10 protein-coding genes are annotated in these 13,489 nt (G+C 73.8%); 5 read left to right on the plus strand and 5 right to left on the minus strand.

The window, feature by feature from the left end:
* The first annotated feature begins 58 nt into the window (after positions 1 to 58).
* On the plus strand, positions 59 to 826 hold the full coding sequence (locus AB0O82_RS22020) for a MerR family transcriptional regulator (RefSeq protein WP_363585669.1): 768 nt from the start codon (positions 59 to 61) through the stop codon (positions 824 to 826).
* A gap of 42 nt (positions 827 to 868) precedes the next feature.
* Here the strand turns inward: AB0O82_RS22020 and AB0O82_RS22025 are convergent, their stop codons facing one another.
* Together AB0O82_RS22025 and AB0O82_RS22030 are read right to left on the minus strand one after the other, a co-directional pair.
* On the minus strand, positions 869 to 3,262 hold the full coding sequence (locus AB0O82_RS22025; RefSeq protein ID WP_363585670.1) for an FtsX-like permease family protein: 2,394 nt from the start codon (positions 3,260 to 3,262) through the stop codon (positions 869 to 871).
* 118 nt (positions 3,263 to 3,380) lie between these two features.
* The gene (locus AB0O82_RS22030; protein WP_363585671.1) at positions 3,381 to 4,094 is read right to left on the minus strand and encodes an ABC transporter ATP-binding protein; all 714 of its coding nucleotides are present in this window, start codon (positions 4,092 to 4,094) and stop codon (positions 3,381 to 3,383) included.
* Between the two features lie 233 nt (positions 4,095 to 4,327).
* Between AB0O82_RS22030 and AB0O82_RS22035 the strand changes: the two genes are divergently transcribed.
* The 4 genes from AB0O82_RS22035 to AB0O82_RS22050 all read left to right on the plus strand — a co-directional run bounded on the left by AB0O82_RS22035 (position 4,328) and on the right by AB0O82_RS22050 (position 8,856).
* Entirely contained in the window at positions 4,328 to 5,779 is a 1,452-nt protein-coding gene (locus AB0O82_RS22035; RefSeq protein WP_363585672.1) for a sensor domain-containing protein, read from the plus strand.
* A complete protein-coding gene (locus tag AB0O82_RS22040) occupies positions 5,731 to 6,378 on the plus strand; it encodes a response regulator transcription factor (protein ID WP_363585673.1) in 648 nt (215 codons plus the stop codon). The genes AB0O82_RS22035 and AB0O82_RS22040 overlap by 49 nt, the downstream gene beginning before the upstream one ends.
* A 325-nt stretch (positions 6,379 to 6,703) precedes the next feature.
* Entirely contained in the window at positions 6,704 to 7,744 is a 1,041-nt protein-coding gene (locus tag AB0O82_RS22045) for a 2-oxoglutarate and iron-dependent oxygenase domain-containing protein (protein ID WP_363585674.1), read from the plus strand.
* A gap of 254 nt (positions 7,745 to 7,998) precedes the next feature.
* Positions 7,999 to 8,856, plus strand: a complete 858-nt coding sequence (locus AB0O82_RS22050; protein ID WP_363585675.1) for a MerR family transcriptional regulator — start codon at positions 7,999 to 8,001, stop codon at positions 8,854 to 8,856.
* 3 nt (positions 8,857 to 8,859) lie between these two features.
* Here the strand turns inward: AB0O82_RS22050 and AB0O82_RS22055 are convergent, their stop codons facing one another.
* From AB0O82_RS22055 to AB0O82_RS22065, 3 genes are read right to left on the minus strand one after another with little or no spacing between them, the layout of a single operon-like run.
* Positions 8,860 to 11,052 (minus strand): 3-hydroxyacyl-CoA dehydrogenase NAD-binding domain-containing protein, encoded by a 2,193-nt coding sequence (locus AB0O82_RS22055; protein ID WP_363585676.1) that lies wholly within the window; start codon positions 11,050 to 11,052, stop codon positions 8,860 to 8,862.
* 38 nt (positions 11,053 to 11,090) lie between these two features.
* Positions 11,091 to 12,305 (minus strand): acetyl-CoA C-acetyltransferase, encoded by a 1,215-nt coding sequence (locus AB0O82_RS22060; protein ID WP_363585677.1) that lies wholly within the window; start codon positions 12,303 to 12,305, stop codon positions 11,091 to 11,093.
* 40 nt (positions 12,306 to 12,345) lie between these two features.
* On the minus strand, positions 12,346 to 13,488 hold the full coding sequence (locus AB0O82_RS22065) for an acyl-CoA dehydrogenase family protein (RefSeq protein ID WP_363585678.1): 1,143 nt from the start codon (positions 13,486 to 13,488) through the stop codon (positions 12,346 to 12,348).
* Position 13,489: the final 1 nt, after the last annotated feature.

Consider the following 13,489-nt stretch of genomic DNA (forward strand, 5'->3'; position numbering starts at 1 on the left):
GACCAGGGCCGGAGGAACCGGCCCTGGTCCAAGCGAACGTGAACGAGGGAGACGGCGCATGGCAGTGGTCTGGCCGATCGCGGAAGTCGTCCGGATGTCGGGCGTGACCGCCCGGACCCTGCGGCACTACGACGAGATCGGACTGCTGCCACCGGCCTGGATCGGCTCCAACGGCCACCGCTACTACGAGGAACGGCAGTTGCTCCAGCTGCAACAGATCCTCGTACTGCGGGCGCTGGGGGTCGGGCTGACCGAGATCGCCCGGATCCTGGGCGACCAGGTGGACGAGCTGGAGGCCCTGCGGGACCACCGGCACCGGCTGCTCGCCGAGCGCGACCGGCTGGGCACCCTGGCCGCCACCGTCTCCCGCACGATCGCCGACCTGGAACGTTCCCGAGAGGACGGCACACCCATGACCAGCATCAACCGACCGGAGAACCTGTTCGAGGGCATCCAGCCCGGCGACGTCGAGGAGAGCCTGCGGGACTTCCCCGAGCACGCCGAGGCGGCGCGGCGCGCCACCGCCGCGATGAGCCAGGCCGACGTCGAGGCCGGACAGCGCGAGCGGACGGCGCGGATGATCCGCCTGGCGGAGCTGCTGACGGCCGGCCACCCGGCGGACGCCGAGCCCGTGCAGAACCACATCGACGCCGAGTACCGGGCGCTCAGCGCGCTCCGGACGGTCTCCGTCGAGGAGTTCCGCGCGATCGCGCGCTCCTGCACGGAGAACGCCCAGTGGAGCGCCGCGTACGAGGCCATCACCCCGGGCCTGGCCGCGTACCAGCGGGCCGCCTTGGAGGCGTACGCGGCGGCACGGCTGGTCTGAGTCACCGGCGGAGCGGGCCTTCCCTACCGCCCCGCCCCGCCGTCACTCGGTGCGCAGCGCCGTGACCGTCCGGGCACGAACCGTCCAGGCGGCGGGGAGGAGGGCCCCGAGCAGCGCCAGCACCAGGCCGCCGAGTATCAGCGGCCCCACCACCGAGGGGTGGAACACGGTGAGGTCCGCCTCCGGCACCCCGACCCCGGCGGCGCGGGCCATCGCCGGCATCACCTGGTGGTGCAGCAGGATCCCGATCGGTACCCCGATCAGCCCGGCCGTCAGCCCGCTGCCGCAGACCGAGGTGAGCACCATGCCGACCGTCTGCCGGGGCGACATCCCCAGCGCCTTGAGCACCCCGAGGTCGTGCACCCGCTCCCGGGTGTCCAGCAGCACCGTGTTGAGCACGCCCAGGCCGGCCACCACGGCCAGCAGCAGGGTGAGCGTCCCGGCGAGGGTGTTCATGGCCAGCATCACGATGCTGATCTGCTGCCCGCCCGCTTCGGCGCTCAGGCCCAGCGGCCGGACGGCGTCGTCGAGCCCGTCCGCGTACGCCTTCGCGTCCGTGCCCGGGGTGAGGTCGATCTGGAAGGCGACCGCGTCGGCCTGGACGGCGGTGCCGAGCGGGGCCAGTGCGGCCCGGTCGACGAACACCTGGTCGCTGGTGGTCAGGACCTCACCGCTGATCCGCACCGGGGTGCTGCGCCCGTGGTCGGTGAGGGTGACGGTGTCGCCGACGCGCACCTGGTTGGCGCGCAGGAAGGCGGTGGCGACGACCACTTCGCCGGGGCCCTGGAACCACCGGCCGGAGATCAGCTGGTAGCCGCCCCAGGAGGCGTCCCCGGTGAAGGCGATCACCGCGGTGCGCCCGGTGTTCCCGGCCACGGCGACCGGCGTCGGAGCGGTGCTGTACCAGGCCCGGGTACCGGGGCGGCCGGTGATCGCCCTGGTCGCGGCGGCCTCGTCCACGTGGTCGGGGGCCTTCGTCGAGCTCTCGATCGGGGTCTGGAGCACGACCTTGCCGGAGCGCCCGGCCTGGAGGCCGTCCTGGAAGGAGCCGAGCGAGAGCGTCAGGCCGACGCACAGGGTGACTCCGGCCGTGCCGAGCACCACCGCGGCGGCCGTGGTCGCCGAGCGGCCCGGCCGGGTGAGCGGGGTCGCCAGCCCGAGGCTCAGGGCGCGCGGCACCGGTAGGCGGCCGATGAGCTGCTGGATCCTGGCGGCCGGACCCGACGCCCCGGCCGGACCCGGGCCGCCGCGGGAGGCTGCCCGCCGGGCGCCCGGCGCCGTCCGGCCGACCGCGAGCGCCTCCACCGTGCGCAGCCGGCCGGCCCGCAGCGCGGGCACCAGGGCGGTGCCCGCCACGGCCGCCAGGGCCACCGCCGAAACGGCGACGTCCACCCAGAGCGGGATGCCGAGCAGGCCGCCGCGCAGGGCCTTGTGCGCCATCCCGAGGACGGGCACGGACAACAGGTTTCCGCCGAGCACGCCGAGCGCCGTGCCGACCCCGGCCGGGATCAGTGCCTGGCCGACGTAGGCGCGCGCCACCTGGGACGGGGTGAAGCCGAGGGATTTGAGGATGCCGATCCGCCGGGTGGCGGCGCTGACGGCGCCGCTGACCACGACGCCGATGATCAGCACCGACATGGCCAGGCCGAGCACCCCGAAGGCCGTCACGAACGGGACGAAGGTCGCGGCCGTCCGGTTGGCCTCCGCCTGGGCCGGCCGGTACGAGGTGGCCCTGGCGAGGGCGCCGCCCGGCACCGCGGCGGCGAGCGCGGCGCGGTCCGCCTCCACCTCGGCGTCGGTGTCGGCGTGGGCGAAGCGGTAGAGGTACTGGGCGGCGGGCGCCGCACCGGGCGCGGTGAGCCCGGCGACCTGTTCGGGGGCGATCCAGCCGTCCGCGCTCCAGGAGGGGGAGGCGGCCAGGCCGACGACCTTGAGGACCGGGTGCCCGGGGAGGTCGGGGAACTGCATGCTGTCGCCGACGCCCAGCGGCGAGTGGCCGTCCAGGAACACCACCTCGCCGGGGCCGGCGAGCCAGCGGCCCATGGTGATCCGCAGACCGTCCAGCGGGCCGTCCTTCGCCCGGCCGACCAGCGTCACCGGCGGGAGCAGGCTGCCGGCCGGCGGGATCCGCAGCTCGTCACTGGCGCGCGGCTGGACGGTGAGCGCCGGGTAGGGGCCGGCCGAGGCCGTCACGCCGGGGGCGTGCGCGGTCGCGGCGAGTTGGGCGGGGCTCGCCCTGGCCGGGTCGTACAGCGCGTTGAGGTGCGCGCCGCGCTGGTCGGCGAAGGTGCGCTGGTACGGGCCCTGGGAGGCGACCAGCAGGCCCGTGGCGAGGATGCACGCCGTCACGGCCGCCATCGTGGTGAGCACCATGACCAGGGTCTGCACCCGCTTGCGGCCGACGCCGGCGCGAACCACCTTGCCCAGTACGCTCATGCGCCCGCCTCCCTTCGCCCGGCGGGGGCGTTCGCCCGCACGCGCCCTCCCGTGATCCGCTCTCCCCCAGCCTCCGGCCGGGGGCACCCCCACCACTCGCTCATCGCGCACCGCTCGCTCATCGCGCACCGCCGGGGGCCGGCACGGCCGCCGTGTCCCGGACCAGCCGGCCGTCGAGCAGTTCGATGGTCCGGTCGGCGCAGGCCTCGGCGAGCGCGGTATCGTGGGTGACCAGCAGGATCGTCTGGCCCTCCGCGTTGAGCCCCCGGAGCAGGTCGCGGACGTCGGCGGCCGAGGCGGTGTCCAGCGCCCCGGTCGGCTCGTCGGCGAGCAGCAGCGGCGGGCGGTTCATCAAGGCCCGCGCCACCGCGACGCGTTGGCGCTCGCCGCCGGAGAGCCGACCGGGGAAGGCCTTGGCGTGCCGGGCCACCCCGAGCCGCTCCAGCAGCTCGCCGGCCCGGACCCGGGCCGGCTCCCGCCGCATCCCGGCGAGCTGGGCCGGGAGCAGCACGTTGTCCTCGACGTTCAGGTCGTCCAGCAGGTTGAAGAACTGGAACACCATGCCGATCCGCTTCCGCCGGTACTCGGCCAGGGCGGCCTCGCCGAGCTCGTGGACGGCCACGCCGTCCACCTCGACGGCGCCCTCGCTCGGGCGGTCGAGGCCGGCGACCAGGTTCAGCAGGGTGGACTTGCCGCTGCCCGAGCGGCCGAGCACGGCCAGCGCCTCGCCGGCCCGGACCTCCAGGTCGAGCCCGGCCAGCGCGGGGTGGGCGGCGTCGGATCGGTCGTACGTCTTGCTGACGCCGCGGATCCGGATGATCGGCGCGTTCACGGGCCCTCCACGATTCGAGGTCCGGCGCCGGAAGTCCGGGCCGGCTGACGGGACATGACGCTACGAATCCGGGGCGGGGCGCGGACAGCCGTCTGGACGGCCTCTCGGGGGTGTATCCAGGTACACCCCGGATTGGGGGCGCAGACCTAGAGCGCCGCACGTCACGGCGCGGCAGACTGACGCCGGATGATCAACCGGGGCCGCGGGGCCACCGACCGGAGGGGAGGCGCGGGATGAGGACGAGCGCAGTGTCCAGGGCCGTCGCGCAGCTGGAGGGGGCCGTCGTGGCCGGCGTGCGGGCGCTCTACATGGTCACGTTGGCCGTCACGGGGCTGATGGCGCTGCTGGCCGGGCCGGTCCTGCTGGCCGCCGCCCTGCTCGGCCCCGACGACACCGAGCCGTTCGCCCACGGTCCGGGCGGGCCGCTGATCCTGCTGGTGCCGCTGGCGCCGGTCGCCCTCTGGGCGCTCTGCTGGGCCACCGGGGGCGGCGGCCGGGCGGCCGGGGCCGTCCTGTTCGCGCCGGGCTCGCTCGCGCTGATGGCCACCGACCTCTACGGCGGCGCCCCGCCCGGCGGCCGGTCCGGATCCCTCTGCCTGGGGCCGGCGATGCTGGTGCTCGGCCTGCTCGGCACGCGCTGGATCGCGACGGAGAACCGGCGGATCGTCGGCCGGTGGAGCGGCCGACCGATCCCGGTGCCGTACCACCGCGTCGACGCCGGGCCGTGGCAGCGGCTGCGCGCCGGCGGCTGGCTGGCCGATCCGGCGACGTGGCGGGACCTCCTCTGGGTGCTCGTCTCCGGCTGCGCCATCCCGATCACCGCCGTGATCGTCGTGCTGACCCCGATCGCCCTCCAGGTGCTCGGCCGGAACGGGCCGTTCCTCCCGCTGGGGCCCGTCTACCTGATGGGGCTCTACATCTCCCCGCTGGCCGCCCTGTGGGCCGCGCCGGTGGTCCTGCGGGTGCACGAGCGGGCCGCCCGCGCCCTGCTCGGCCCGTCCCGACGGAGCGAACTCGCCCGCCAGGTCAGTCATCTGGCCCGGACCAGGGCGGACACCATCGACGCCGGGGCGGCCGAGCTGCGCCGGATCGAGCGGGACCTGCACGACGGGGCGCAGGCCCGGCTGGTCGCCCTGGGCATGCTGCTGACCGTGGCCGAGCAGGTGAAGGACGACCCGAAGGCCCTGCAACCCCTGCTGGTCGAGGCCCGGATGTCCTCGGTCAAGGCCCTGAGCGAGCTGCGCGACCTGGTCCGGGGCATCCATCCGCCGGTGCTCGCCGACCGAGGCCTGGCCGACGCGGTCGAGGCGACCGCGCTGGACCTCCCGCTGCCGGTCACCTTCACCGGCGGGTTGCCCGGCCGGGCGCCCGCTCCGGTGGAGTCCGCCGTCTACTTCGCGGTGAGCGAGCTGCTGGCCAACGTGGTGAAACACGCCGGCGCCTCGCACGTGTGGATCGAGATAGGGCACAGTGGCGGGCTGCTGCGGATATCGGTCACCGATGACGGGCGCGGTGGCGCCAACCCGTCCCGGGGGACCGGCCTCAGCGGAACCGAACGCCGACTGGCCGCCTTCGACGGGGTGCTCGCGATCAGCAGCCCATCCGGTGGCCCGACCATTGTGAACCTGGAGATCCCGTGCGCGTTGTCATCGCCGAAGACCTCTTCCTCCTCCGGGACGGCCTGACTCGGCTGCTGGAGGCCAGCGGCATGGAGGTCACCGCGGCGGTCGAGACCGGCGACGAACTGCTCGCCGCAGTGGCCGCCGACCGGCCGGACATCGCCGTGGTCGACGTCCGGCTGCCGCCCGGCTTCACCGACGAGGGGCTGCGGGCGGCGCTGGCCGCCCGCCAGGCACACCCCGGGCTGCCCGTCCTGGTGCTGTCGCAGTTCGTGGAGCAGTTGTACGCGCGCGAGCTGCTGGCCGGCAGCACCGGCGGGATCGGCTACCTGCTGAAGGACCGGGTGCTGGACGGCGCCCAGTTCATCGACGCGGTGCAGCGGGTCTCCCGGGGCGGCACCGTGATGGACCCGGAGGTGATCACCCGGCTGCTCGCCCACAACTCCTCGGCCGGCCCGGTCTCCACCCTCTCCCCGCGCGAGCGGCAGGTGCTGGCGCTGATGGCCGAGGGGCGCTCCAACGCGGCGATCGCCCAGCAGTTGGTGATCACCGAGCGGGCCGTCGCCAAGCACACCGCGTCGATCTTCGTCCGGCTCGACCTCCAGCCCTCCGACGACGACAACCGCCGTGTCCTGGCCGTGCTGGCCTACCTCAACAACGGCTGAGAGGGGCGACACACGAAGGCTTTCCACTCTTGAAGGGCCACTGCCAAGTGAGAGGCAGCCCTCCGCCGCAGGGGGCTCGCCCGCTCCGGTCAAGGTCATCTACGCTGGTGACGTGCTCATCCTTGTTCGCCGTCGCCACGTGGACCTGCTCCGCGTGACAAGCATGTCCTGTCGACGCTCCAGCTGAACCTCGCGCCACCACCCTCAAGGGCAGCCTCCACCCGGCCGCCTCCGCCTCCCGGCTCCCGGAGCACCCGCCGCACCAGGCGGCCACTCCGGCCTTCCCCCGGTCGATCACCGGGACCGGCCGGGACGAGACCAGCGGATGTCACACATGTCGCAGCAGTACACCCCCATATCCGACTCCCTCCCGGTGATCGACCTCTCGCTCGCCGACGGCGGCCCGGACGACCGCCGCCGGCTGCACGACGGGCTCCGTGCCGCGGCCACCGACGTCGGGTTCTTCCAGCTCGTCGGCCACGGCATCACCCCGGAGGAGACGGCCGCGCTCACCGACGCGATGCGCGCCTTCTTCGCCCTCCCCGAGGCCGACCGGCTCGCCGTGAGCAACCTCAACTCCCCCCACTACCGCGGCTACACCCGCACCGGCGACGAGCGCACCGGCGGCAGCCAGGACTGGCGCGACCAGCTGGACATCGGCGCCGAGCTGCCCCCGCACGTCCCCGGCACCGACGAGCCCCCGTACTGGTGGCTGGAGGGCCCCAACCAGTGGCCCGCTGCGCTCCCCGAGCTGCGCACCGCCGCGCTCGGCTGGATCGACCACCTCAGCGGCACCGCCCGCCGACTGCTGCACGAGCTCCTCACCGCGATCGGCGCCCGCCCCGACTTCTACGACGAGGCCTTCGCCGGCCACCCCCACCTGCGGCTCAAGCTGGTCCGCTACCCCGGTACCGCTCCGAACGGCGCCGGCCAGGGCGTCGGTGCCCACAAGGACTACGGCTTCATCACGCTGCTGCTCCAGGACACCGTCGGCGGCCTCCAGGTCGAGCGCCCGGACGGCACCTTCCTGGAGGTCCCGCCGATGCCGGGCGCCTTCGTCGTCAACCTCGGCGAGCTGCTGGAGGTGGCCACCGACGGCTACCTCAAGGCCACCAACCACCGCGTGGTCAGCCCGGTCGGCGCCCGCGAGCGCTTCTCCGTCCCGTTCTTCTACAACCCCCGTCTCGACGCCCACATCGAGCCGCTGGACTTCCCGTTCGCCCGGCACGCCCCCGGCGCCACCGAGGATCCGGACAACCCGCTGTTCGCCGAGTTCGGCCTCAACGAGTGGAAGGGCTACACGAGGGCCCATCCCGAGGTCACCCGCCGCCACCACGCCGACCTGGCCGACGCCGCCTCCCGGTAGCCCCACGCCGCGGAGGCCGGGACCAGCCGCGCCACAGCGCAGGAGCAGCGCCGGTCAGAGCAGACTCCGGCCAGAAGCGGCGCCGCCAGAGTCACCGGCACCCCGAGTCCGCCCCCGCCGCTCCCCAGCGGCGGGGGCGGACTCACGTGCGCGGCGGGCCGCCGTCGCCGGTGGACCAGCCGGTGGACCAGGGGGACGGGCACTGTCACACTGCTGCTGTCACAGTGGAAGTGTGCCAGTGCAGGAGGCGGCAGATGGGGGAGCGCGGGGCCGTGGGAGACGGGGGCGGTGTGCGGCTGACGGTCGACGAACTGGCGGCGCGGGCCGGGGTGACGGTCCGGACGGTGCGGTTCTACGGGACGAAGGGCCTGCTGCCACCACCGGAGTTGGGGCCGCGCCGGGTCGGGCTGTACGGGGCGGCGCACCTGGACCGGCTGGAGCTGATCGAGGAGTTGCAGCGCCAGGGGCTGACGTTGGCCGCGATCGAGCGGTACCTGTCCCGGCTGCCGGAGGACAGCACGCCGCTGGACCTGGCGATCCACCGGGCGCTGGTGGCGTCCTGGACGCCCGAGGCGGCGGAGGAACTGGGCCGGGCGCAGTTGGAGCGGCGGGCCGGGCGGGGGCTGTCGGAGGAACAGGTGCAACGCCTGGTCGCGATGGGGGCGTTGGAGCGGACGGCCGATCCGGAGCTGTTCCGGGTGGATCCGGGCCTGCTGCCGCTGGGGGTGCGGATCCTGGACGTGCCGATCCCGCTGGAGACGCTGCTGGCCGCGCGGGCGGTGGTGCTGGAGCACAGCCGGGCGACGGCCCGGGAGTTGCAGCGGCTGTTCCGGGAGACGGTGTGGCGGCCCTACCGGGAGAGCGAGCCGGCGCCGGACGAGCTGGCCCGGATGAGGGCGCTGACGGACCACATCCAGCCGATGGTGGCGCAGGCACTGGTCACGGCGTTCCAGCGCTCGCTGCGGGAGGAACTCGGCGGGGAGCTGAGCGGGAAGCTGAGCAAGGAACTCGGCGAGGAGCTGGGCGGGAAGCTGAGCAAGGACCTGGGCGGGCAACCGCAGGAGGAGCCGGGTGGGGCCGTCCGGCACCCGGCCCCACCCGCTCAGGCCTGACGGTCAGTCGGTGAAGGTGCGCCCCTCCGCCGCGATCCGCTCCAGCAGCGCCGGCGGCGCGAACCGTTCGCCGTAGGCGGCGGCGAGTTCGCGGGCCCGGGCCGCGAAGCCGGCCGGGCCGCCCTCGTACCCGTTGATGTACTGGAACACGCCGCCCGTCCAGGCCGGGAAGCCGATGCCCAGGATGGAGCCCACGTTGGCGTCGGCGACCGAGGTCAGCACGCCCTCCTCCAGGCAGCGCACCGAGTCCAGCGCCTCGCTGAACAGCATCCGCTCCTTGAGGTCCTCGAAGGGGAGGTCCTCGAAGGGGACGTCCGCGGCCGGCTCGCCGAAGTGCTCGCGCAGCCCCGGCCAGAGCCGCCCGCGCTTGCCGTCCTCGCCGTACTCGTAGAAGCCGGCGCCGCCGCTGCGCCCGGGGCGGCCGAACTCGTCGACCATCCGGTCGACCACCGCGTCGGCCGGGTGGGGCGTCCAGCCGCCGCCGGCGGCCTCGACCGCGCGCCGGTACTCGTCGCGGATCTTGCGCGGCAGGGTGAGGGTGAGCTCGTCCATCAGCGAGAGCACCTTGGCCGGGTAGCCGGCCTGGGCGGCGGCCTGCTCGATGCTGGCCGGGGGGACGCCCTCGCCGACCATGGCGACGCCCTCGTTGAGGAACTGGCCGATGACCCGTGAGGTGAAGAAGCCGCGCGAGTCGTTGACCACGATCGGGGTCCGGTCGATCTGCCGGACCAGGTCGAAGGCGCGGGCGAGGGCCTCGTCGCCGGTCTGCGGGCCGCGGATGATCTCGACCAGGCGCATCTTGTCGACCGGGGAGAAGAAGTGCAGCCCGATGAAGTCCGCGGTGCGCTCGACGCCTTCGGCGAGCAGCCCGATCGGCAGGGTGGAGGTGTTGGAGCAGAGCAGCGCGTCGGGGGCGAGGACGCCCTCGACCTCCTGGAACACCTTGTGCTTGAGCTCGGTGTTCTCGAAGACGGCCTCGATCACCGCGTCGCAGCCGGCCAGGTCCGCGGCCTCGGCGGTGGGGGTGATCCGGGCGAGCAGCGCGTCCCGCTTGGCCTCGGTGGAGCGGCCGCGGGCGATCGCCTTGTCCAGCAGCCCGGCGGAGTAGGCCTTGCCGCGTTCGGCGGCGGCCATGCTCACGTCCTTGAGCACGACCTCGATGCCGGCCTTGGCGCAGGTGTAGGCGATGCCCGCGCCCATCATCCCGGCGCCGAGCACGGCGACCTTGCGGACGAGTCGCTTCTCGACGCCCTGGGGGCGGCCGGCGCCGGAGTTGACCGCCTGGAGGTCGAAGAACAGCGCCTGGATCATGTTCTTGCTGGTCTGTCCGCAGGCGAGCTCGGTGAAGTAGCGGGCCTCGATCGCCATCGCGGTGTCGATGTCGACCTGGGCGCTCTCCACGGCGGCGGCCAGGATGTTGCGCGGGGCCGGGTAGGGCGCGCCGTTCAGCTGCTTGCGCAGGTTGGCCGGGAAGGCGGGCAGGTTGGCGGCGAACGCCGGGTTCGCCGGGGTGCCGCCGGGGATCTTGTGGCCCTTGACGTCCCAGGGCTGGACGGCGGTCGGGTTGGCCTCGATCCAGGCCCGCGCCCGGGCGGTCAACTCCTCCGGGGTGGCCACGAGTTCGTGGACCAGCCCGTGTTCCAGGGCCTGCGCCGGGCGGTACTGGCGGCCCTCCAGGAGGAACTTCAGCAGGGCGTCGGTGATGCCGAACAGCCGTACCGTGCGGACCACTCCGCCGCCGCCCGGCAGCAGGCCGAGGGTGACCTCGGGCAGGCCGAGCCGGCTGGCGGGGTTGTCCAGGGCGATCCGGTGGTGGCAGGCGAGGGCGATCTCCAGGCCGCCGCCGAGCGCGCTGCCGTTGACGGCGGCGACGACCGGCTTGCCGAGGGTCTCCAGCCTGCGCAGCGCGCGCTTGATCCGCTGGGACTTCTCGAAGACGGCGGCGGCGTCCTCGGGGCGGGCGGCGGAGAGCAGCCGGAGGTCTCCCCCGGCGAAGAAGGTCTTCTTCCCGGAGGTGACGACGACGCCGCGCAGCCCGTCGGCGGCGGCGAGGCCGGCCAGCCGGTCGACGACGGCATCGAGGTCGGCGGTGAAGGCCTCGTTCATGGTGTTGACGGACTGGGTCGGGTCGTCGAGGACGAGGGTGACCACGCCGTCCTGGTCCTGCTCCCAGCGGATGGTGGTGGTGTCGCTCATGAGTTCAGGGTCTCCGAGGGGATCCGAGGGACAGTGGGTCAGATGCGCTCGACGATGGTGGCGACGCCCATGCCGCCGCCCACGCAGAGGGTGATCAGGCCGTAGCGCAGGTCGCGCCGCTCCAACTCGTCGATCACGGTGCCGAGCAGCATCGCGCCGGTGGCGCCGAGCGGGTGGCCGAGGGCGATCGCGCCGCCGTTGACGTTGACCTGCTCGGGCCGGAAGCCCAGTTCGCGGATGAAGCGCAGGGCGACCGCCGCGAAGGCCTCGTTGATCTCGACCAGGTCGATGTCGGCGGCGGTGAGCCCGGCCTTGGCGAGCGCCTTGCGGGTGGCCGGGGCGGGGCCGGTGAGCATGATGGTGGGCTCGGAGCCGGAGACGGCGGCGGAGACGATCCGGGCGCGCGGGCGCAGCCCGTACCGCTCGCCGATCTCCCGGCTGCCGATGGCGACGAGCGCGGCGCCGTCGACGATGCCGGAGGAGTTGCCGGCGTGGTGGACGTGGTCGATGGCCTCGACCCAGTGGTACTTCTGCAGGGCGACGGCGTCGAAGCCGCCGGCCTCGCCGATGCCGGCGAAGGAGGGCTTGAGGCCGGCCAGGGTCTCGACGGTGGTGCCGGGACGGATGAACTCGTCGCGCTCCAGCACGACCAGGCCGTTGCGGTCGCGGACCGGGACCACCGAGCGGTCGAACAGGCCGTCCGCCTGCGCCTTGGCGGCGCGGGCCTGGGATTCGGCGGCGAAGGCGTCCACGTCGGTGCGGGAGAAGCCCTCGATGGTGGCGATCAGGTCGGCGCCGATGCCCTGCGGGACGAAGTTGGTCTCGTACGCGGTCATCGGGTCCGCGAACCAGGCGCCACCGTCGGAGGCCATCTTGACCCGGGACATCGACTCGACGCCGCCGGCCAGGATGAGGTCCTCCCAGCCCGAACGGACCTTGGCGGCGGCCAGGTTGACGGCCTCCAAGCCGGAGGCGCAGAAGCGGTTCTCCTGGACGCCGGCCACCGTGTCGGGCAGGCCGGCCGCGATGGCCGCGATCCGGGCGATGTCGGAGCCCTGGTCACCGACCGGGCTGACCACGCCGAGCACGATGTCGTCGATCGCCGCCGGGTCCAACTCCGGGTGCCGGTTGCGCAGTTCGTGGATCAGGCCGACGACGAGGTCGATCGGCTTGGTGCCGTGCAGCGAGCCGGTGGCCTTGCCCCGGCCGCGCGGGGTGCGGATCGCGTCGTAGACGTACGCTTCGGTGGTCACGGTCAAACGCCTTTCGGGGCAGGGGGTTTCGCGGGAGGTCTCAGCCGAGGACGGACCGGCCGACGATCTCCTTCATGATCTCGGTGGTGCCGCCGTAGATGGTCTGGATCCGGCCGTCGGTGAACGCCCGGGCGACCGGGAACTCGCTCATGTACCCGTACCCGCCGTGCAGCTGGAGGCAGCGGTCGGCGGTGCGCTTCTGCAGTTCGGTGGCCCACCACTTGGCCATCGAGGCGTCCACCGGGGTGAGCGCGTAGCGGTTGTGCTCGGTGATGCAGCGGTCGACGAAGGCCCGGGTGACGGCGCACTCGGTGGCGAGTTCGGCGATCTCGAAACGCACGTGCTGGAGCTTGGCCAGCGGGCGGCCGAAGGCCTCGCGCTGCTTGACGTAGTCGGTGGTGATCTCGACCAGGTACTCGGCGCCGGCGATCGCCGCGGCCGCGATGGTCAGCCGCTCCTGGGCGAGGTTCTGCATCAGGTGGACGAAGCCGCCGTTGAGCTCGCCGAGCAGGTTCGCCTTCGGCACCCTGACGTCCTCGAAGAACAACTCGGCGGTGTCCTGGGCCTTCTGGCCGATCTTGTCCAGGTTGCGGCCGCGCTCGAAGCCGGGCGTGCCGCGCTCGACCACCAGCAGGCTCAGCCCGTGCGCGCCGCCCTCGGGGGTGGTGCGGGCGACCACGACCACCAGGTCGGCGAGGATGCCGTTGGAGATGAAGGTCTTGGCGCCGTTGAGCAGGTAGTGGTCGCCCCGGTCGACGGCCTGGGTGCGGATGCCCTGGAGGTCGGAGCCGGTGCCGGGCTCGGTCATCGCGATCGCGGTGATCAGCTCGCCGCTGCAGAAGCCGGGCAGCCAGCGGCGCTTCTGCTCCTCGGTGGCGAGCGAGGTGAGGTAGGGGCCGATGATGTCGTTGTGCAGGCCGACGGCCAGCCCGGAGGCGCCGGCCCGGGCGAACTCCTCGGCCAGCACGGCGGCGTAGCGGAAGTCCGGGGCGCCCCCGCCGCCGTACTCCTCGGGGACGGCCATCCCGAGCAGGCCCTGGCGGCCGGCCGCCAGCCAGGCGGAGCGGTCGACGATGCCGGCCTTCTCCCAGCGGTCGTAGTGCGGCAGCACCTCCTTGGCGAGGAAGGCCCGCACGGCGGCCCGGAAGTCCTCGTGCTGCTCGGTGAAGATCTCGCGCTGCAAC

The organism is Kitasatospora sp. NPDC088264 (genome assembly GCF_040685715.1).
Lineage (GTDB): Bacteria > Actinomycetota > Actinomycetes > Streptomycetales > Streptomycetaceae > Kitasatospora.